This window comes from Kineococcus rhizosphaerae (assembly GCF_003002055.1).
Lineage (GTDB): Bacteria > Actinomycetota > Actinomycetes > Actinomycetales > Kineococcaceae > Kineococcus > Kineococcus rhizosphaerae.
Genome location: NZ_PVZF01000024.1, coordinates 1 through 18582, shown reverse-complemented (window position 1 = coordinate 18582; position 18582 = coordinate 1). Strand labels below are relative to the sequence as shown.

At 69.5% G+C, this 18582-nt stretch carries 21 protein-coding genes and 2 pseudogenes; 12 read left to right on the top strand and 11 right to left on the bottom strand.

All coding sequences use genetic code 11. From position 1 onward, the window contains the following. Positions 1–1064 (bottom strand): annotated as a pseudogene (locus CLV37_RS25685) (UDP-glucose 4-epimerase); the annotation flags it as partial. Between the two features lie 573 nt (positions 1065–1637). Between CLV37_RS25685 and CLV37_RS27210 the strand changes: the two are divergent. Next, positions 1638–2456, top strand: a complete 819-nt coding sequence (locus CLV37_RS27210; RefSeq protein ID WP_146149599.1) for a GNAT family N-acetyltransferase — start codon at positions 1638–1640, stop codon at positions 2454–2456. A 92-nt stretch (positions 2457–2548) separates the two neighbouring features. On the opposite strand, the gene CLV37_RS25670 is transcribed toward CLV37_RS27210, so the two are convergent. Further along, on the bottom strand, positions 2549–5887 hold the full coding sequence (locus tag CLV37_RS25670; RefSeq protein WP_211298960.1) for a type ISP restriction/modification enzyme: 3339 nt from the start codon (positions 5885–5887) through the stop codon (positions 2549–2551). A 169-nt stretch (positions 5888–6056) separates the two neighbouring features. Between CLV37_RS25670 and CLV37_RS25665 the strand changes: the two genes are divergently transcribed. Then, positions 6057–6386: a hypothetical protein gene (locus CLV37_RS25665; RefSeq protein WP_106215596.1), complete on the top strand. Its 330-nt coding sequence runs from the start codon at positions 6057–6059 to the stop codon at positions 6384–6386. A 226-nt stretch (positions 6387–6612) separates the two neighbouring features. On the opposite strand, the gene CLV37_RS25660 is transcribed toward CLV37_RS25665, so the two are convergent. The 3 genes from CLV37_RS25660 to CLV37_RS25650 all read right to left on the bottom strand — a co-directional run bounded on the left by CLV37_RS25660 (position 6613) and on the right by CLV37_RS25650 (position 7856). Then, a complete protein-coding gene (locus tag CLV37_RS25660) occupies positions 6613–6825 on the bottom strand; it encodes a hypothetical protein (protein ID WP_106215595.1) in 213 nt (70 codons plus the stop codon). Positions 6826–6884: 59 nt separating this feature from the next. Further along, positions 6885–7433, bottom strand: a complete 549-nt coding sequence (locus CLV37_RS25655; RefSeq protein ID WP_146149598.1) for a hypothetical protein — start codon at positions 7431–7433, stop codon at positions 6885–6887. 78 nt (positions 7434–7511) lie between these two features. Further along, positions 7512–7856 (bottom strand): hypothetical protein, encoded by a 345-nt coding sequence (locus tag CLV37_RS25650; protein ID WP_106215593.1) that lies wholly within the window; start codon positions 7854–7856, stop codon positions 7512–7514. A 1325-nt stretch (positions 7857–9181) separates the two neighbouring features. On the opposite strand from CLV37_RS25650, the gene CLV37_RS25640 reads away from it, so the two are divergent. The 4 genes from CLV37_RS25640 to CLV37_RS25625 all read left to right on the top strand — a co-directional run bounded on the left by CLV37_RS25640 (position 9182) and on the right by CLV37_RS25625 (position 11202). Further along, a complete protein-coding gene (locus tag CLV37_RS25640; RefSeq protein WP_106215592.1) occupies positions 9182–9904 on the top strand; it encodes a ParA family protein in 723 nt (240 codons plus the stop codon). Then, positions 9897–10352 carry a hypothetical protein gene (locus CLV37_RS25635; RefSeq protein WP_106215591.1) on the top strand — a complete coding sequence of 152 codons (456 nt, stop codon included), beginning with the start codon at positions 9897–9899 and terminating at the stop codon, positions 10350–10352. Before CLV37_RS25640 ends, CLV37_RS25635 begins: the two co-directional genes overlap by 8 nt. Positions 10353–10484: 132 nt before the next feature. Then, a complete protein-coding gene (locus tag CLV37_RS25630; protein WP_106215590.1) occupies positions 10485–10742 on the top strand; it encodes a hypothetical protein in 258 nt (85 codons plus the stop codon). A gap of 190 nt (positions 10743–10932) precedes the next feature. Then, entirely contained in the window at positions 10933–11202 is a 270-nt protein-coding gene (locus tag CLV37_RS25625) for a hypothetical protein (protein ID WP_106215589.1), read from the top strand. Here the strand turns inward: CLV37_RS25625 and CLV37_RS25620 are convergent. After that, the gene (locus CLV37_RS25620; RefSeq protein WP_106215588.1) at positions 11199–11438 is read right to left on the bottom strand and encodes a hypothetical protein; all 240 of its coding nucleotides are present in this window, start codon (positions 11436–11438) and stop codon (positions 11199–11201) included. The genes CLV37_RS25625 and CLV37_RS25620 overlap by 4 nt on opposite strands. Before the next feature lie 67 nt (positions 11439–11505). Beyond that, positions 11506–12093, bottom strand: a complete 588-nt coding sequence (locus CLV37_RS25615; protein WP_146149597.1) for a hypothetical protein — start codon at positions 12091–12093, stop codon at positions 11506–11508. Positions 12094–12662: 569 nt separating this feature from the next. On the opposite strand from CLV37_RS25615, the gene CLV37_RS25610 reads away from it, so the two are divergent. The 4 genes from CLV37_RS25610 (at position 12663) to CLV37_RS25590 (ending at position 15852) form a co-directional block, all read left to right on the top strand. Then, positions 12663–13004, top strand: coding sequence for a helix-turn-helix domain-containing protein (locus CLV37_RS25610; RefSeq protein ID WP_106215586.1), 342 nt, complete (start codon positions 12663–12665; stop codon positions 13002–13004). Between the two features lie 109 nt (positions 13005–13113). Further along, positions 13114–14535, top strand: a complete 1422-nt coding sequence (locus tag CLV37_RS25605; protein WP_106215585.1) for a helix-turn-helix domain-containing protein — start codon at positions 13114–13116, stop codon at positions 14533–14535. Positions 14536–14956: 421 nt separating this feature from the next. After that, positions 14957–15388, top strand: a complete 432-nt coding sequence (locus CLV37_RS25595) for a hypothetical protein (RefSeq protein WP_146149596.1) — start codon at positions 14957–14959, stop codon at positions 15386–15388. After that, positions 15385–15852: a hypothetical protein gene (locus CLV37_RS25590; protein WP_106215582.1), complete on the top strand. Its 468-nt coding sequence runs from the start codon at positions 15385–15387 to the stop codon at positions 15850–15852. The genes CLV37_RS25595 and CLV37_RS25590 overlap by 4 nt, the downstream gene beginning before the upstream one ends. A 57-nt stretch (positions 15853–15909) precedes the next feature. Here the strand turns inward: CLV37_RS25590 and CLV37_RS25585 are convergent, their stop codons facing one another. Genes CLV37_RS25585 through CLV37_RS29255 form a run of 4 tightly spaced genes read right to left on the bottom strand, consistent with a single transcriptional unit; the run spans position 15910 to position 17964 of the window. Then, entirely contained in the window at positions 15910–16125 is a 216-nt protein-coding gene (locus tag CLV37_RS25585; RefSeq protein ID WP_106215581.1) for a hypothetical protein, read from the bottom strand. Beyond that, positions 16122–16691, bottom strand: a complete 570-nt coding sequence (locus CLV37_RS25580) for a hypothetical protein (protein ID WP_106215580.1) — start codon at positions 16689–16691, stop codon at positions 16122–16124. Before CLV37_RS25580 ends, CLV37_RS25585 begins: the two co-directional genes overlap by 4 nt. Beyond that, the gene (locus CLV37_RS25575; RefSeq protein ID WP_106215579.1) at positions 16688–17749 is read right to left on the bottom strand and encodes a tyrosine-type recombinase/integrase; all 1062 of its coding nucleotides are present in this window, start codon (positions 17747–17749) and stop codon (positions 16688–16690) included. Before CLV37_RS25575 ends, CLV37_RS25580 begins: the two co-directional genes overlap by 4 nt. 41 nt (positions 17750–17790) lie before the next feature. Continuing rightward, entirely contained in the window at positions 17791–17964 is a 174-nt protein-coding gene (locus CLV37_RS29255) for a hypothetical protein (protein WP_425433636.1), read from the bottom strand. A gap of 60 nt (positions 17965–18024) precedes the next feature. Between CLV37_RS29255 and CLV37_RS29250 the strand changes: the two genes are divergently transcribed. Next, positions 18025–18360: a hypothetical protein gene (locus tag CLV37_RS29250; protein ID WP_425433635.1), complete on the top strand. Its 336-nt coding sequence runs from the start codon at positions 18025–18027 to the stop codon at positions 18358–18360. A 9-nt stretch (positions 18361–18369) separates the two neighbouring features. After that, positions 18370–18582, top strand: a pseudogene (locus CLV37_RS29245) (hypothetical protein); the annotation flags it as partial.

The following is an 18582-nucleotide window of genomic DNA, read 5'->3' as shown; positions in this document are numbered from 1 at the left end:
TGCGCGCCCTCCCCCAGCCAGAGGCCGCCGCCGATGTACGCGCCCTCCCCCAGCAAGAGGCTGCCGTGAACGTGGGCGTCGACTCCCAGTTGGAGGGTTCCGGTGAGGTAGACCCGGGTGAGATCGACCCGTCCGACACGCTGCCCGGTGAGAAGGAAGTCGTCCAGGAGCTTGGCGCCCCGCAGGTTCACCTCGACCGGTGGAGCATCCTCATCCAGCAGCGCAAGGGTGGCAGTGATCAGGCGCTGGGCGGTACGGCGGACTTCTGCCTCGGCATCGCGCAGCTCCCGTTCCCGCTCATCGGCAGGCGTCCACCCGTCCGGCTGCGCCTGGAGTGCCGCGGTCTTCGACGCAGCGTTGGTTCCCCCATCGACCTCCTCACCGGCGTCCTGCCCCTGGGCTGCGTCGGTCGGAGCGCCGACCGAGGCGGCGGGGGCGTCGTGGTCGGGGTGGTGGAAGGGCTGGCGCAGGTAGGCGCACAGGATGTCGATGACGGTCGGCACCCGCTCGCGGTCTTCGCCGGCGAGGCGGGCCAGGCTGTGCATGGCCCCCAGCCGCACGGCCGCTGCGGTGTGGCCGAGCTGTTCGACGGCCTTGGTGAACCGCTCGTCGCGGGCGCCGGCGACGGCGCGCTGGTCGGTCAGGTCGTTGGAGCGGCGGGTCTCCTCCAGGGTGGCGCGGGTCAAGCTCGCCGTGTGATGGCTGACGACCACGCCGATGGCGGCGGCGGCCGCAGCCATCACCGCCCCGGACAGGACGCCGAGCGGGGAGCGGGCGGAGATCTCCGCGGTGACCCGGGCGTTCGGGTCGGCATCCGTCGGCTGGACGTTGTCGGGGACGAACAGGTCGGGCAGGTACACCCAGATCCCGACGATGACCGCGACCGCGACCACGATGATCCCGACGATGAGCCAGATCAGCCGCGGCGGCAGTCCCCCTGCGGTGACCGCCGCCGGGGTGCCGCTGGGCCGCTCAGGCTGGCTCGCACTGTGAGCCGCAGCTGCCGTCGGCTTCATGACCGACTTCTTAGCCGGCTTGCCGGCGGTGTCATCGGGAGCGGCCATGCCACGAGATCCTGCCGCTTGCTCCCCGGTCCGTCTCGCAAACAGTGAGGTTGAGGTACTACTGCACTGCGCACCGCGAGCCCGACGAAGTACGCGGTTCTTGTGTCAAAACGGCTCGCTGTCGGTGCCCGGCACCAAATCATCCGTGGCCCGCTTGTCCTTTATGTGTTGCGTCTGGGCCGAAAGGATGTTCGTCACCCGAGTGCAGACTCCCGGACGGCAAGGTCGGTCGCGGTGGGAGACGAAAGGGCTCGACCTCCAGGTACCGGCAGTCCCTCACGCATGCGCGCATGTAGACCCCACCAGAAAATCCCCAAAGGCTGGAGCCGCCGGCACCCACACCGCTGAGTGTCCGCTCAACGAGCACCCTGACGGCACCCGTGATCACGAAGTCTGGGGCTCTGCGAGGGTGACCCCGTGCACACCCCGTGCACTCGATCGTGAAGTTGATGACGCGGTGGAAGGGCCACAGTGACGAGCGGCGCACACAACAGTCTTCGGAATCAGGCGGAAGCATCGCCCTCCTCGTCGGCGCAGGAGGCGGTTCTTCGCTACCAACACGCTTGTGAGGCTTTGGACCGCGCCGAAGCGGTCCAAGCCGCCGCCGAGGCGTTGGCCTGGTACCGCCCAGGTCGGCGCACCACGCTGGATGAGGCAGCTCGATCCCTAGAGCGAGCACACCAGGAGCAGGAGCACACTCGCGGCGACTTCGGCCCGCACGGTGTGGGTGCCGAGCCGGGACGATGGGGAACGCTGAGCGGCGCGAAGGCCTTCTACCTCGAGGAGACCCTGCGGCAGGTCCTGCGCGCTGAGGGACAAAGGGCTCTGAGCGTCGATGTCGCCCAACTGCTGGAAGAGATGCCTGGGGTCCGGCTGAACGCACACCGCGGGGACCGCTCCGGAGAGGCTCAGGTGCGGCAAGCCGTGCGGGTCTTGGCTGGTGAGGTGAAAGACACTGGGCTGCGCCGCAGAGTGGTCGAGCACCTGCCGGTCGAGGACCGACCACGAGTTCACTCGGTGCGCGACCTGCATCGAGGCCACAGCCCCATCACGTTCTTCGTCAGCGACGACCTGCAGGAGACCCGGCGGTGGATCCCCGGCCTGAGGAAGTTCGATGAGTGCATCGAGCTCCACGACATCGTGGTGCACGACGGCTTGGGCGGCAGGGGGCTGGGGACAGCGGCGCTGCAGGAGCTGTGCCGCTACGCCGACGACACGAACATGCAGGTCGTCGCACGCCTGAACCCGGGGCCGGGGTACGACGACTACGACGACCGGGTCCAGCGCCTGGCCCGGTGGTACGCACGGCACGGCTTCGTAGTCGATTCCCTACCTGCTGAGCAGTGGCCGGCGGAGTCTGTGATGGTGCGTGAGCCTGCTTCAGCTCACTGACCGAACGGCTGCCGTCCTGAGCGAGGGACGGCAGCCGGTGTCAGGCGAGCTCACGGACGCGGCGATACCAGCGCTCCGGATGGGCTTGGGAACTACCCGAACAAGGTGTCGGGGTCCGAGGGGATCGTTGAGCCGCTCTGCGGCCTCTTCGCCGCCTTCCGCACCTGCTCATCGACAGGGAAGACGCCAGCCACCGTGAGGTCGGCCACCGTCACCAGCGGCCCGGCGAGGATGTCGGTGAGCACGGCTTGCTGCTGCGGATGAACCTGCTCCAGCAACGTGAGGACGTTCAGCAGGTCGATGAGGTCTTGCGTGTACTCAGGCAGCCAATGGTCGGGCTGGAGCAGGGACAGAGGGCTGTTGCGTCGACTGCCCATCTGCGGACGCTCTCGGTCGGCCTTCCGGTAGGAGAACCATTGCGTCAGGATGCGCTTCCCCCCGACGCTATAGTCCCACACTCCCGGCAGCACGTTGCTGACCCAACCTGCGCCGACCTTGAGGACTTGCCCGGACGGGTCGTACTTGAGGGTGTCCGGCATGTCGTCGCCATCAGCCGGCATGGGGTGTCCGCCCATGACCTTCGGTGCGTCGGTTGCAGGCGTCACCCGAGGCGCGCCGGCAGGGCGGCCGGCCTTGGGGTCCACGTAGCGGGTGCCGTAGCTGTGCAGCCACAGCACCTGGGCGCCGAGAGCCGCAGCGCGTTGGAAGGTCGCCGTGTCGGCGGCGATGGGAACCCGCAGGCCCGGCGCCGCGAGGTGCTTCTCGAACCGTTGTGAATAGTCCGGATGGGAGAGGACCCCGGCGAGGTAGGCCATCCAGACCATGGGGGTGACGGTCACGCCGATGCGATCGGACAACGTGCTCAGCAGCTTGGGCGGCACGTTGGGGATTGATCCGTTGTCGTCCAACCACAAGGGCCATGCACGACCGCCAAAGCTGCCTTGATAATGGTGAAGATCGGGAACCAGCGCGCTGAAGGTCGCCGCAGGTCCCTGCGGTGAGTGAAGGTCTAGAGCCGTCAGGAAGACCTGCTGAGGTCCGTGGATGCGCCACAGCATTGGGTTCGGGCGGTTCATGACTCGCTTGTCGGGGATGACCCACTGTCGGTCGAACGATCGATACCCGTACCTGACCGGTGGAGCCGATGCTCCTGTCTCAGACCCGATGGAAGTCACCGGAGCTGGGTATCCCGGAAGGTTGTCGGACAGCTCAGTGTCAACGCGTCGATCGGTGGGGTGCTCTTGCAGCAGCTCCGGCTTGCGGTCGGTGGGTGCTGCAACCAGCGCCTTCCATCGGCGTTCCAGGGTCTCCTTGTCCGGGGCGATCGGCCAGGTGCGACCCAGCATCGAGCCACTGCCGGAGTAAAGGAGAAGGTCCGCGAGAGACGGGTGCGCGGACCAGTCCTCGCCGGCCTGCGGCCAGAACGGTGCCGCCGCGGCGGTGGAGGCGAGCAACCAGTCCGTGTCGTGCAGGGAGAGGTTCTGAAGTTCCTGGAACTTCTGCTGCCGCGGCCCGGCCGCCAGCTGGCGATAGTGGACGGCAGCCGCTGTGCCGGGCGCCGTCGAGCCGTCCCGGACGGCCATGACGATGCAGACCGGCTGCATCACACCTTGGAAGATGCGGGTCGATACCGCTGGCTGGTGGCCTTCCGGTGAGCAGTCGATGACGTAGATCGAGTCGGCCCGGTCTCGTAGGTATGAGCGCATGCCGGCGAAGCCGGGGCCGCCGAGGAACCCGGCGACCGTGATGAAGCAGACGATGCCTTTGTCCTCGAGAGCGTGCTGGTCGAAGACCTTCTCGGTGGCCCAGCGCCAGAAGTACACGTACGGGTTGTAGAGGTGCTTGACGTGCGCGCCGACACCCAAGGCGGCGTCGGGCATGAAGCGGGTCAGAGGGGCGGGGCGGCCAGCGGCACCGCTTTCGACGAAGCCACCCTTGCCGCGGCTCTTGTCCTTGTAGGGCGGGTTCCCCAGGACGACCATGACGGGCTCATCGGCCTTGATCTTGTTCGCGGCCCGGCGAGACTGGGCGATCGGCTCGTACCAGGTGCCCAGTGTCGCTTCTTCAACGAGGGGGTCGGCGAGGGTGTTGGTGACGTACGTGCGCAGATGTTCTTGCGCGGCCTGTGGTACCGCCATCTCCGTCAGCTCGGCCAGCAGACGCAGCTGGGCCACCGCGAACGGACCGATCTGAAGCTCGAACCCCACGATCCGGTTCACGGTTGCCGCCAGAGCACCGGGGACGGCGCCGGCGCCTTGGTCAGCTTCGACACGCTCAGCGATCCGGCGAACGACTTCCAGCAGGTAGGTACCCGTGCCAAGAGCGGGGTCCAGCACCGTCACGGACGGGTCGGCCAAGCCGCCTGTCAGCCCGAAGTTGCTCGTGAGCGCTTCGTCCACCATGCCCGTCATGGACCGGACGACCTCGACGGGCGTGTAGTAGGAGCCGGTCGCCTTCCGCAGCTCGGGGTCGTAGACCGCCAGGAAGTCCTCGTAGAAAAACAGCCAAGCGTCAGCGTTGCCCTTTGAGAGCTTCGGCCAGTCCACCACCGACAGGGTCCGCGTCAAGGTGGCGACAGAGGTCGCCAGTGCGTCGTCGGCGAGCTGTCCGTCCGTGAGGATGCGCAGGGCGGTTCCCACCAGGGAGTGCTGCTGGGCGGCGAGCTTCGCGGCGGCGGCGCCGACGCCTTCGTCGAGGTCGATGTTGCGGACGCGGGCCATGAGGAGGCCGAACGTGACGGCTTGGGCGTAAGAGTCGGCGAACTCCTTGTCGCTGGCGTCGGGGAACAGGAGGTGACGCCAGTCCTTGGCTAGGCCGGTGAGGACGGGGTGGCTGACGGCGAGCTGCTCCGCGACCTCGTCGCGAAGTAGGCGGCAGAGACGGGCAGCGGTCTGAGCCAGTTGTGCCGGGCTGGACGGTGCGTATGGCTTCCAGGTGAGGAAGCTCGCCATGAGGCCGAGCAGCTCAGACGGCGCGGTGAGCTTGTTGCCGGCGACCTCGATGTCGCCCTTGAGCCGCTGGACCGAGCCCACTTGTTCGCCGCTGTTCCAAAGCGTGAACTCGTTGCCGTCGGTGTACATGAGGTTGGGCAGGGCCTGGAGCTTGGCCCACTGGTCGCGGTCGTGCTTGTCGGTGAAGTGCCGGGGGTCGGCGCCCTTCCCCGGGGCCTTGACCTCGATGAAGCCGACGAGCACACCGTCCCGCAGGACCGCGAAGTCCGGGCGCACCTGCAGCTGCTTCAAGGCCGACTCACCCACGAAGACCAGGGTGTCCGGGGCGCTGACCACACCCGACATCTCTCCCAGGGCCGTCAGGTACGCCTCCAGCGGGCCGCGAAGCTGGTCCTCGGGCTGGCCGGTGATGGCGGCCGCAGTCAGCTTGGCCTTAGCCGCGGCGCCGAAGGCCGCAGTCACCGTCTGAAGATCAGGCACATCCTGACCGTATCCAGTGATCGACGGAAGGGCCGTGCCACCGCGCCGTACACGGAAGGGGGGGTGAGACTGAGCATGACCGGGCGGCGGGTACATCGTGATCATGCCATGCCCCGGCCGTACCGCCGCACCGTGCCGCGGATGTGAGGCGCTAGGGAAAGATCACGGCATGGACACCGCAGAGCAGAAGCACCAGCAGGCCCTCCTCGCCGAGCGTCACGCCGAGGGCTGGAAGGCGTTCGTCACCAAACGCGCATACGAACGCCACGCCGTCGGCCTCACCCCAGAAGAGGAGCTCCCGATGACGGGCGTCAGGGCGTGGTCGGTCATCAACCGCGAACGGGACGAGGACAGCACCTGGATCGTCAAGGACTCCGCGGTGCACCTGTTCGGCGGCACTGGGTGGGCGATGACGGGAAACGCCGAGGAGGCCCGCCGTGTGGCCGCCGAGCTGCTGCGCGCCGCCGATCAGATCGACGAGGCCCTCGCCGAGGGGTAGGCCCGTCGGCAGTGCCCTCCCTGCCAGGTTGAGCCGGTGGGCGCGCACTCACCCCGGAGGTCTTCCCCCTCGCTGGGGTCAGCGGTGGCGACGCCCCCTGCCCCGCCGGGCGGTGCGTGCGTGCGCATGGGACCCGATGCGTGCGCACCGGCCAGACCCCCTAGTGACCCAGTGGAGCCGGTGGACGTGCACTCCCCCCGGAGGTCGCGTCTACGCCTACCGACCGTCAGGGGTGGATGCACGCATCAGTGCCGTGGGCTTGGACGCAAGTCATGTACGCCTCCAAGTCCTGCATGTACTTCTTGCTGTGTTCCCGACTTTCGAGCTCCTCCTGATGGGCCTGCTGCTGCGCTGCCCGATGGTCAGTGACCGTCTTGGCGAGGAAGACGACGCCGCAGGCCAGGACGACGAACATGGTGACGGTGGCGAGGACCTTCATACTGTCGGGATCGACAAGCTCCAGACCGGCCTGAACGAGATGTCCCTCGTCCAGCTCCCTCAGTTGTCGGGCTGCGGGCCGCGACGAGCATCACCTGTCCGGCGGGCCCGAACTCCGAGCTGTGCGATCTGTCCGTCGATGGCGTCCGTCCTGCCTCGCGTCACTCGACCAACCACGAGCGAGATCACAACTGCGGCCGCGAAGATAGCCAGGTAGAGGTAGAGCCCAAGCGCGTTGTCGGGGAACTCAGGCCGGGACACGGTCCACACTCCGAACGGGATGAGGAGCAAGCCACCTGGGAGCGGGAAAGTAGTAACGATGTTCCCCCACCAACGCAACCGCCGGCGGCGACGAAGCAGCTCCTCGTACCCCGGGGTCAAGCTGTTCAAACGACGCGACATCTGCATCTCGACGATCCGCCCCAGCTCGACGCGACCTGGCGTGCCCTCTGGCATGGACAGGTAGAGCTCCACGTCGTCCTTGGCCCTGCGCCTAGAGGACCGTCCCTCCAGCCAAGAAGTGAAGGCCGCGAACGTCGGGAGGATCGTGCCGGCCACGAAAGCCGTGATCGCTGCTCCCCAGCCCCATGCGTCCATGACGATCATCATGCCGCGGATGATCACGGACTTCCCTGACGGCGCCCATGCAGTCGATGCGGGTACGAGCTGCGTCAACGAACCAGGTGGTCACCCGCGGGTGATGCCGTGGGAGGGGTGCTTGAGTCCATCCCTTGATTGACGCCGGGCCCGGACCTCGTCCTGAGCGATAAAGGTCTGCGCCTTGCGCCGGCGCTTCGCTGCGGCCACGAAGTACGGGACCGACAGGGCCACGAACGGCACGCAGATGATCGGGTAGTAGCTCAGCAGGAAGATCGATCCCAGCAGGACCAGAAGACCGCCCTGCGCCATGTGCAGCCGGGCGTGTGCCCGCTCCCCGTCAGCTCCGCGGGAGTTGAGGAAGCGGTACATGAAGGCGTGCCACCGGTCGAGGGCCACCAAGGGCGCGAGGAGGATCTTCACCAGGACACCCATGAGCGCCCATCATGGCCTCTCTCCCCTCCCCTACCGAGCGGACACGCTGCGATCAGGTACGGGCGTTCCACCCCCCCCGGGCTGCGCCTGCGCAGTGTGCTGAGAGTGGTGGCTCCAGCACAGTCTCCGGCCGTGCGCGGGGTCGTCGGGGTCCAGGCCCTGCTCGACGAGCTCCCGGCGCGACAGTAGGAAGTGGTCGGCGATCTCGGACAGGCGGGTGCATCCTGCGGGCCAGGTGCAGATCGGGTCGCGTTGGAGGACGCCGGGGCGGAAGACGGTGCGGTGGCGGTGCCCGTACCCGCGGGAGGCGGCACTGCCCCGGGCGGTGTCGGTCTCCTTCCGGCGGGCTGGCTTGCAGGAGGCGCACGGCCCGACCGGGGTGCGCTCGAAGCATCCCGGGGTCGGGCACAGCGACAGGGGCTTGGAGGGCACGTCAGCCCCCGACCGCGGCGAGGTGCTCCTCGGCGACGCAGGTGTCCACCCCGCACGTCGTGATGATCTTCGTGCGAATCGAGGGGGCGCCGTGGAGCATCGCCCACGCCAGGCGCCGCGGGGAGTAGATGCGCCCGGCCCACTCGAAGGACGGCGTGCCCCCGATGGCCTCCCCTGTCCAGACGAGGTGCTCCTGGTTGACGCTCCAGCGCAGCTGCGCGGCGAGAGCGTTGACGGCGGCCGGGGTGAACCGGGCGGGCCGCGACGAGGTTGGTCATCGCCTGGTGCTCGGGCAGGCAGCAGCCGAGGCCGGCGCAGGTGACGCGCACGACGTCCTGCTCGGGCAGGGGGCCGTGCTTCATCGCCCACAGCAGGCGGCGCACCGACAGGCGGCGTCCCTCCCAGCCGACGGCCGGGGTGCCGTTGTCGGTGGTGCCGGTCCAAGTGAGGTGACCGTCCTCCTCGACGCGGAGCTAGGCGCCCATCTTGGCGACGAGCTGCGCCGACGGGTGCGCGTAGTCGATGGGGGCGGGCAGGGACGCGGTGGTCTTCGTGGGGGCCATGCGCGCACCGTGCCGAGGGGTGCGCGTTTGCGTCTCGCCTGACGTGCATCGGGTGCGTGCACGCTGCGTGCGCGGAGGGCGTACGCGTTAGATGCCATGCGCGCAGCACCATCATGCGCGTCGGACCAAACATGCAGGTCAGGACCGCGATACGGGCACATCCTGCGCGTTGGCTCTGCGTGCACGCTAGACGTACGTGTCTGTTAAATAAGCCTATCGTGCGTGCATAACATGCCATCAAAATATGCGTGCACGTTTTTCCATTAAGACGTGCACGCACGATCGGCGTGCCTCCCACGGTGCGCGCACGACTCCTGCCACGGTGCGCGCATGACGCCGAAGATCGTGACCGTAGCCTCCAGCAAGGGCGGCGTCGGGAAGACGACCCTGGCCTACGAGGTGGCCGTCGCCCTCGACGCGCCCCTGGTCGACCTGGACTGGGACGAGGGGGGCGCGACCCGGAAGTGGGGCTACCGCCACCGCGACCGGGTCAAGGCCCCGCTGCTGGAGGCCCTGGACTCCGGGCGCACCCCGAAGCCGCTGGCGGGTCGGGCCCGCAAGCCGGACCTCGTGCCGGGACACCCGCACTTCGAGCAGGCCCAGCCGGACCCCGAGACGATGGCCGGGCTGCTGGAGAAGTGGGCCGCGGACTGGGGCCGGCCGTTCATCGTCGTCGACACCCACCCCGGGGCCGCGCACGGCGGGCACGGGGCGATGCTCGCCGCGCACGTCGTGGTCGTCCCGGTCATCCTCGCCACCCACGAACTGAACGCCCTGGAGGGGATGCTCGTCGAGTCCGGCGACTACCCGCTGCTGCTGACCCCGAATCGGGTGCCTCGTCGGCGTCTGCCTGCGGAGGTGGACCGCCTGCGTGACCTGGTGGACAAGTACGGGCCTGCGGTCGCCCCGCTGGTCCCGGAGGTGCGTGAGCTGCCGTACCGCAAGACCCAGCAGGCCGTGGTGGGGCAAGACCCCGTCCCCGCGGCCTACCGACCCTTCGCCGACGCGGTGCACGCCGTGGCGGCCGCCGTGAGGAGCTACGTCGATGAGTGAGTCCCCGAACCCGCTGGCCGCGCTGGAGGCGACCTCCGGGCGGCGCAGCCCCTTGCCGCGTCATCCGCGCAAGGAGGTGACCTACCCGAAGGTCGAGCCCGTCGAGCAGGCCGCCGGCCAGGCCGAGGACCAGGGCGTCGAGCAGGCCGCCGAGCCGACCCCCGCACCGCCCACCCGAGCCCGCCGCCAGGAGCGCACTGTGCCCCAACCCGTCGTCCGCGACACCCTCAAGGCCACCCAGCTCTACCTGGACGCCGACGCCGCGGACTTCCTGTTCGACTGCACGTCGGCGGGGATGCTCATGCGGACGCGGGCGGTGACCCAGTCGGCCGTCATGCGGTACGCGCTGGAGTACCTCTCCGCGCACCGAACCCCGCAGCAGGTGGCGGAGACGATCGTAAGCGGCGAGACCCGGGCGGCTCGACCCGCCGGACGCCCTCGAGCCTGATGAGCAACCCCGACCTCACCCCAGTTCGCCGCGTCGCAGCCCTCGATGACGCCTTGGCCGCGGTCCGCGCCGTCGCCGGGGACGAGACCGCCGCTCGTTGGCGCGTACCTGCGCGAGCACAGCCTGACCGCCTTGCAGAGGGGCGCCGACCAGGACTGGCGTGACCCGGACGGCTACGCCGAGGAGCGCAAGGCGATGCGGGGCCCGTGGCGCGTCCACGTCGACGAGCGCGACGGCCAGGTCGTCGGCGAGGTGCTCGACCTGCCGGGCCTCACCGCGACCGCCGTGTCCCGCAAGGCGCTGGAGTGCACGTTGCGCGACGAGCTGGCCCTGCACTTCGGCGTCCGCTACACCGGCTCCTGGGAGGCCCCGGACTTCATCTGGGACTGACCTCAGCCCGTGAACACCGAAGGCCCCAACGCAGACCGCGATTGGGGCCTTCGTCATGGCGGAGGACTCGTGTGCCGGATCCCACCGACGCAAGTCTCCCGTCGCCGGGAGCGAACATGAGCAGGCAGACCACACACCAGGGGCGGCCCTACCGTCCACCCCGCCGCCGGCACCCCTACGATCCGCGATCGTGATCGACGACAACTACACGGCCAACCTCCACGACTTCGAACGGGAAGCTCGGGCTGCCCGCCAACGCATCGACGACCTCCAGGATGAGCTGGAAGCCGCCCGCGTCGACCTGGGCGACAAGGTTCGCGCCTACTACTCCGCGGCCATCGGGCAGATCAGCGGCAAGGAGCAGGCCGAGCGAGTGGGGATCGGCGAGTCCACGCACCGGGCGATGATCCGTCCCATCGCGCTCGAGCGGCGCGCAGCACGCCGCGCCGCCCGAAGCTAGGGCAGCGGCGCCGCATCCGCCGTGACGATGACGATGGTCGCCGTGTCCGCGGCGGGCACCTCATCGCACGTCAGGAAGTCCCGGACCATCGCCTCGGCTGCACCGAGGTCCAGGTCCAGTCTCACCCCGACACCCTCGACCTGCGTGACACCGACCTCGACGCCATGCCCGTCCTCGATGTGCAGCTCCCAGTACGCCCGCCACTTGCTCGCTCGGACCCGGTACGTGCTCGTCATGGCCGCAGTGGACCACGAACACGGCGAAGGCCCCACCGGTGTCGGTGAAGGCCTTCGCCGGCATCCGTCACAGCGACGCGAAGCGGCGGTACGCCGTGGCGGCGGACTGCCAGACCTGAATCTTCGTGCCGTTGCGGGTGGCGCGGGACGACGGCTGCATCCCGACAACCTGGGGCTGGTGTTTCTTCACGGCCGCATTCGCGGCAGCCCCAATGATCTGCGGCTTACCGGAAGGCGGGTAGCCGACGTACTCCAGCACGTCGTCGGTGGTGAAGCGGTCCCCGCGGGCGATCAGCTCCTTGAAGCGGGCGAGGAAGTCGACCTTCCAGGCCCCGTCCGTGGAGGCGCGGTGCACGGCGGCGATGGCGGCCTCCTTGCGGACCATGCCCACGGCGACGGCCATGTGCTTCTCCTCGGCGTTGCGGACGCGCCGGCGGATGGCGGTCTCGGTCTGCTGACGCTCCAGGGCCTCGCGGGCGTAGGCGGCGTCGCGCTCCTCGATGCGGCGTTCACGCTCGCGCAGGTCGGCCTCGCGAGCCTCAGCGACGGCGGCCATGTCGCCGGCGGCGGCAGCGGTCTCGGTGGCCTCGGCAGCCAGGCGGGCGCAGCGGGCCTGGAGGGCGGCGAGCTTGTCGGCGTTCATCTTCGTGTCCATCTCTGGCCCTGGTCAGTGGGCCTGGTCTGCGAACGGTCACCGGCCGGAGAGCCGATGTGCGCGGACCATGACGAACCGGAGGTGCTTGCGCCGCGCCCTGACAGCAAGAAGCCCTCTTGATGCTGTACGCCCCTGAGAGGCATCGGTGGGGACCGGGGAGCGGGTGTGGGGGACCGGGGAGCAACCCCAACGGCCTCGAGAGCGGCGCGCAGGGCTGCTGGTGACCATCGGTGCCGACGACGGACATGACGGTGTTGGTGAGACTCCAGGGAGACGTGCGACAGGTGAAACGGACGACACCAGTGACGACCCACTGCTCAGGAAGACCAATGACACGGAGCACCGGCGAGTCGAATGACACCGGTGAAACTTCTGGGACACTCGGGGTCACAAGTAGAGGGCGTGTGGGGGAGTGTCCCAAGTTTTTCACCCCGCCCTCTCTCCGGTACCTCTCGCGGCCGCTTACGCACGCACCCCCGGATGCCTGGTCCCAAGGGCTGATCGACCACTTCTGCGAAGCAGTGGCGCAGGCGTTGACACTGTCATGGGCGAGGGTGCAGGGTATCTCCATGATCGCCACCGAGACCGACCCGGCCGCTACCGTGGCCGCTGACTTCACCGCCGTCGGCCGCGGCTCCAGCATCGAGTGGTGCGCCGAGGCCCTGCGCCTCACCGGCGGCGGCGACGCGGGCAACTTCGCCCTCTGGCTCGACTACCAGTTCCGCCTGGCCGACACCGACGTGCTCGTCATGGGCAAGGCGGAGATGGCCCAGCACGTCGGGTACTCCCGCCCCACCGTCATGCGCCTCATGGCCGCCCTCGTCGACCTCGGCCTCATCGTCGGGCTCGGCAAGCAGGACAAGACGCCGAGCTGGACGAGGTGCTTCCCTGCGCCTTGCTCGGCCGGATAGGCCCCCAGAAACGCCGAAGGGGCGACGCGCCAACGTCACCCCTCGGCATTGCAAGTGGTCCGGCTACCAACCGGGCCTTGACTCCCTGCGACGGAAGATTGGAACCATCATGACTTCCTGGACGCCCAACGTCCAGTCCGGCCACGGCGGCCGTGACGGCTTCTGCGACCACTACGGCTGCACCCAGCGGGCCTGCTTCGGGATGCTGTCCTGCGGCGACCACGCCGACGACCCGATGACCGCCGGCGCCCCGCTCCCGGCCAAGTACCAGGACGAGGTCCGCGACGGCTTCGAGCACCGCACGGACATCGAGAGCCGGTCCGAGGCGCGCTTCTCCGTCGTCATGTCCATGCGGAACAAGAGCTGGTCCCGCGTCCGCATCGAGCGCGTCCTCCTCGACCGCAACAACGGCATCTCCGCCGCCTACTGGAACGAGTCGGGCAACCGCGGCGGCGGCGGGCGCACGGTGCGTCAGGCCCAGTCCCGGGTCGAGCGGGACATCCGTCGCGCCGACGAGAAGATCGCGGACTCCCCGGCCATCCGTAGCCGCCAGGAGGCCGTCCAGCACCTCGGCATGGTCCGGGCCGCTGCCGACGCCGCCGACTGGTCCGGGCGCTCCGGCGGCTCCCAGCGCACCGTCCTGGCCGCCTTCCTGGCCGTCGCCAGCCGCACGAACAAGGTCATGGTCGGCATGTCGCTGCGCCAGCTGTCCGAGGAGGCCAACGTCGGCCGCGGCACCGCCGAGCGGGCCGTCAAGGCGCTGCAGGCCGCCGGGTGGCTGACGGTCATGTCCGGCGGCGAGGAGGGCTTGAGCGCGGTCTACAGCCTGCACGTCCCCGCCACCCTCACGGTCCGCGAGACCGTCGAGGTGGAGAATCTGAGTGTCCCGGAAGTTTCTGCGGTGATGCTGCACGAGGCGTTCACCTGGCGGGGCCTGTCCGCCACGGCCGCGCAGGTCTGGGTCGTCCTCTCTGACGTGGAGGGCCAGACGCAGAAGGCCGTTGCCGCCGCCTCCGGGAAGTCCCTGCCGACCGTGCGCAAGCACCTGCGAGCCCTGAAGCAGTACGGCTTGGTCGCCCAGAACGCCGAGGGCGGGTGGCTGCGCCTCGACGCCGACCTCGATGCCGTCGCGGTCAACCTGGACACCCACAACAGCCGCCAGGAGCGCAGGAACCGGAACGCGATCGAGCGCGACCTGTACGTGCGGGCCCAGGCCGACATCCGCGCCCGCCGCGAGGCTGAACGAATCGCCGCCAAGGCCGAGCGGGACCGCTGGGTCCCCATGGAGGACGGCACCTTCCTCAACCGTGAAACCGGCGAGGTGCGCGACGGCCTGACCGCCGAGCAGGTCAAGGCCATGCGCGAGCCCCAGGACGACGAGGACGACGCCCCGGCCGTGGTGATCGACCTAACCGTGGCTGACCTCGGCACCGCCGACGAGGCCGAGCCGTTCGACCCGGAGATGGCCGAGTGCATGACCGAGTGGGCCGCGATGATGAGCGACGTGTACGAGTTCGGGGGGGCGCTGTGATGACGGAGTACGGGGACCAGCGGACGCTGTGCATCGCCACGGTCAAGGCGACCGGGATGCCGTGCATGAAGAAGCCGCAGGAGGGGCAGCCGCTCTGCGGGGACCACGTCAGGACCTCCTCGGACACGCTCTGCGCGGCGAAGAAGAAGGACGGCCACCGGTGCCTGTCGTACGCGGAGTGGGGCTCCAGCGTGTGCCGCTGGCACGACCCGATGTGGGCGCGGTGCGGTGCGCCGGTGGCAGACGGACAGCGTCCGTGCCGGTCCGCGGCGGAACGAAAGACGGGCCGCTGCGAGAAGCACACCACCCGGCCTCAGTGGACGCCGGAGTACGCGCAGCAGGCCGCCGAGCGCACCACGCAGGGGCTCGGGGGGACGGCCGCGGACGCCGTAGCCGAGGCTCGACGGAGAGGATGACGATCATGACCGAGCACCAGGGCGTCGAACACCACGACCTCGACACCATCGAGGACCTCAAGGCCGTCGTCGAGCGCGTCGCTGCCGGCACCTCACCGGCCGTCCTGCACCGCGGTGTGGAGCCTGTCGCGATCGTCGTCACCCCGGCCTGGTACGAGGCCGCCGAGAAGGCGATGGAGAAGCGCCAGGTCGATCGGGACCGCCCCTCCCGCGCCGTCCGCATGGCCGGAGTCGTCGTCCCCACCGCGGGGACCGTCGTGCACCTGACTCCTGAGCAGGTGAAGGAGGCACGCACGGAACGCGGTGGCTTCACGGAGCGCCAGCTCGCAGAGTGGGGAGTGCGCTGGCCTGCCCCGAACGGGTGGAGCAAGGTCATCACCAGCCCTACCGGACGGCCGGCGGATGCGATCGAACCGTGGGAGGACCAGGAGTCGTGAGCGAAGACCGGAAGCCATTGACCCCTGCGCAGGCATGGGCCAGCTACAAGGCCGACGAGGCCGAGCGGGAGCTGGAGAAGTACGGCCCGGACCTCGGTGAGACCCACGCCCAGGCCCTCGCCCGCGTCGCACAAATGCGCCAGGACGCGGAGCAGGACCCCGCAGCCGAGATGTTCCCGCACGCCGACGTGGAGCACGTCGACCTCCCGGCCGTGACCGCCGGCATCGGCAAGGATCCGCTCGTCGTCACCGCCGATGGGCAGGAGGTCGCGGTCATCGTGTCCCTGGACTTCTTCAACCGCGCCTACGCCGCGCTGGAGCTGCTGGAGGAGGAGGTCGCCGCGTCGCGGCCGCGCTCGGGTAGGACGTACACGCAGGAGGAGGTGCAGGCCCACCTCGCGGAGGTTCTCGACACCGTGGCGGAGCGCAACGGGGAAGCCCTGGACCGCCTGCGTGACCTCTGAGTGCCCCATGAACCCCAAAGGCCCTGCACCGACACTCGGTGCAGGGCCTTCGTCGTCTCAGGAGATGGTCTTCTTCTCGATGCGCAGTGTGCCGGTCGGTGTGGAGGCCCCGCCCAGGCGCAGCGCCCGGCGGGCCTTGATGCGGTCCTGAGCGCGTTGGGTCATCTCGTCGATGGCCTCGCGCACGTTGGGGTCCCGCACGCCCTTGATGCGCACCGTGGGCGCGGCGCTGACGCGGATGCTCCCGCCGCGGTCCTTGTCGCGGTTGCTCACTTCTCGTCCTCCTCGTCCTCATCGGTCTCCGGTACAGGGTCGCCCTCTTTCAGGCGGTACGCCAAGGTGATGAAGAAGGCGTCTTGGAGGTCCCCGCCGGTCATCGACGACTCCAGGGCCTCCAGGGCCAGCTGGCGGCCCTCGTCGTCCAGGTCCCCGGCCTTCTTCTCGATCATGTTGTACCGCTCCCACCAGCGGTCCTCGGCGCGGTTGGCGAGTTCCTGGTCCCGCTTGCGGCGGTCCTGGCGGCGCCCGGCCAGGATCGTGCGGTTGGCGGACCGGTAGGCCAGGCCCGCGGCCAGCAGCGCGACGAAGGCGGCCGGGCCGGGGGAGATGACGTACTTGCCCAGGCGCGGGGCGGCCTCGGTCCAGGCGTGCTGGAGGCTGGCGGAGGTCACGAGGTCGTAGTCGGGGGTCGCCAGCTCCACGGCCCCGAAGGTCAGGGCGCCGCCCAGCACGAGACCGGTAACACCCACGGCCCACCAGGGCGCCCGGCGCCGCGGGGACTTCTCCTTCTCCTTCTCCTTCTCCTGGTCGCCGTCGTCGAGGCGGTCGAGGTCGCTCACAGACCCACCTTCGCGGCCGGGTTGTCCTCCCACGTCCGCGCCTCGCGCACGTACTGCGTCAAGGAGTTCGGGTTGGTGTGCCCGGTCTGGCGCATGATCGAGCGGTCCGGCAGCCCGGCGAAGGCGGCCGCGGTGACGAACCCGGCGCGCATGGAGTGCCCCGACACCGTGCGCGGGTCCATGCCGACCGCGGCAGCCCGCGTCTTCACGACCTGCGCGATGGCGGCCGCGGGGATGCGCGAGGGCAGGATGTGCGAGCCGCCGCGGCGCATCGACAGGAACGCCGGGCCGTCGGCATCGAGCTGTGCGGCCTCGCGCCAGGCCAGCCACGAGCGGACCGGGCAGGTGGCACGGTGCGAGCCGTACGGCAGGCCCACGACGCGGCCCTCGCCGGTCTGGTCGGTCTTGGATCGGCGCAGGGTGACGAGCAGACCGTCGGCCTGGAGCTCGATGTCGGCCACGTTCAGCGCGGCCAGCTCCGAGCGGCGGAACGCGCCCGCAAAGCCCATGACCAGCAGTGCCCGGTCCCGCTTGTCCTTCGCGCTCTCCCCAAGGGGGGCGACGATCGCGGCCAGCTTGTCGGTGATGAGTGCCTCGACGCGGCGGGTGGGCTGGGTGGGGCGGTGGATGCGGGACAGCCCCTTCCACGCCTGGCGGACGATCAGGGCACGGGTGGGGGTCTCCAGGCCGGAGAGCTGGTGCATGGCGCTGATCGCGGTGAGGCGCCGGCGGAGCGTCGACAACTTGAGGGTGTCGGCTTGGTCGACGAGGTAGGCCCGGACGGTCTCGGGGGTCGCGGGGCGGGCGGAGATGCCGTGCTCGGTGCACCAGGTAGTGAAGGCATGGAAGTCGGACAGGTAGGCCCGCCAGGTCGGCTCCGAGAACTGCGCCCGGTCGACGGGGTCGAGCTGCTCCAGGTAGGCGGCGACCACGACCCGATCGAGCGTCGCTGGGGGAACGACGGGCAGGACGCGCAGGGCGGTGGAGTCCGTTTCGTCGAGGACAGCGTCCAGGGCCTCGACGGTGGCCGCAGAGAGGACAAGATCGGCGCCGGTCACCAGTCCGATACTAGCAAGCGAGAATTCAACAGTATCGGCGGCTAACCCGAGTCCTGGCCGCCCGGCTCCGTCGCGTCGGATGCCTCGGTCAGAGCCACCGGATCGTCCACCGATGCTGGCTCTCCTGCCTCGGCATCACCGCTCATCACCACCCACGGCGGCTCGGTGCGGCCACCGATCGACGCTCCCGGTCCCACCGTGATGGCCTCGTCCATCTCGGCCGCGGTCCTTTTCCCGCCAATGTACGCGCCCTCCCTCAGACGAAGGCCGTCCATGTGCGCGCCCTCCCCCAGCAGGAGGTAGCCGTCGATGTGCGCGCCCTCCCCCAGCAGGAGGCCGCCGTCGATGTACGCGCTCTCCTCCAGACGGAGGCCGTCGATGTACGCGCCCTCCCCCAGCAGGAGGCCGGCGTCGATGTGCGCGCCCTTCGCCAGCAGAAGGTAGCCGTCGATGTGCGCGCCATCCCTCAGCCAGAGGCCAGTGATGTGGGCACTCTCCCCCAGATGGAGGCCGCCGTCGATGTACGCGCCCTCCCCCGGCAGGAGGTAGCCGTCGATGTGCGCGCCATCCCTCAGCCAGAGGCCGCCAGTGATGTGGGCGCTCTTCCCTAGCAGGAGGCTGTGGTCGATGTGCGCGCCCTCCCCCAGCCAGAGGCCGCGGTCGATGTGTGCGCCCTCCGTCAGCGAGAGGTCGCCGTTGATGTGCGCGCCCTCCCCCAGATGGAGACTGCGGTCGATATGCGCGCCCTCCCCCAGCCAGAGGCCGCCGCCGATGTACGCGCCCTCCCCCAGCAAGAGGCTGCCGTGAACGTGGGCGTCGACTCCCAGTTGGAG

Excerpts from the sequence above, each read along its gene's own strand:
- CLV37_RS25665 (WP_106215596.1), top strand. The coding sequence starts at position 6,057 with ATGGACACCGCAGAGCAGAAGCACCAGCAGGCCCTCCTCGCCGAGCGT.
- CLV37_RS25660 (WP_106215595.1), bottom strand. The coding sequence starts at position 6,825 with ATGAAGGTCCTCGCCACCGTCACCATGTTCGTCGTCCTGGCCTGCGGC.
- CLV37_RS25655 (WP_146149598.1), bottom strand. The coding sequence starts at position 7,433 with ATGATGATCGTCATGGACGCATGGGGCTGGGGAGCAGCGATCACGGCT.
- CLV37_RS25650 (WP_106215593.1), bottom strand. The coding sequence starts at position 7,856 with ATGGGTGTCCTGGTGAAGATCCTCCTCGCGCCCTTGGTGGCCCTCGAC.
- CLV37_RS25640 (WP_106215592.1), top strand. The coding sequence starts at position 9,182 with ATGACGCCGAAGATCGTGACCGTAGCCTCCAGCAAGGGCGGCGTCGGG.
- CLV37_RS25635 (WP_106215591.1), top strand. The coding sequence starts at position 9,897 with ATGAGTGAGTCCCCGAACCCGCTGGCCGCGCTGGAGGCGACCTCCGGG.
- CLV37_RS25620 (WP_106215588.1), bottom strand. The coding sequence starts at position 11,438 with ATGACGAGCACGTACCGGGTCCGAGCGAGCAAGTGGCGGGCGTACTGG.
- CLV37_RS25615 (WP_146149597.1), bottom strand. The coding sequence starts at position 12,093 with ATGGACACGAAGATGAACGCCGACAAGCTCGCCGCCCTCCAGGCCCGC.
- CLV37_RS25610 (WP_106215586.1), top strand. The coding sequence starts at position 12,663 with ATGATCGCCACCGAGACCGACCCGGCCGCTACCGTGGCCGCTGACTTC.
- CLV37_RS25605 (WP_106215585.1), top strand. The coding sequence starts at position 13,114 with ATGACTTCCTGGACGCCCAACGTCCAGTCCGGCCACGGCGGCCGTGAC.
- CLV37_RS25595 (WP_146149596.1), top strand. The coding sequence starts at position 14,957 with ATGACCGAGCACCAGGGCGTCGAACACCACGACCTCGACACCATCGAG.
- CLV37_RS29255 (WP_425433636.1), bottom strand. The coding sequence starts at position 17,964 with ATGGACGAGGCCATCACGGTGGGACCGGGAGCGTCGATCGGTGGCCGC.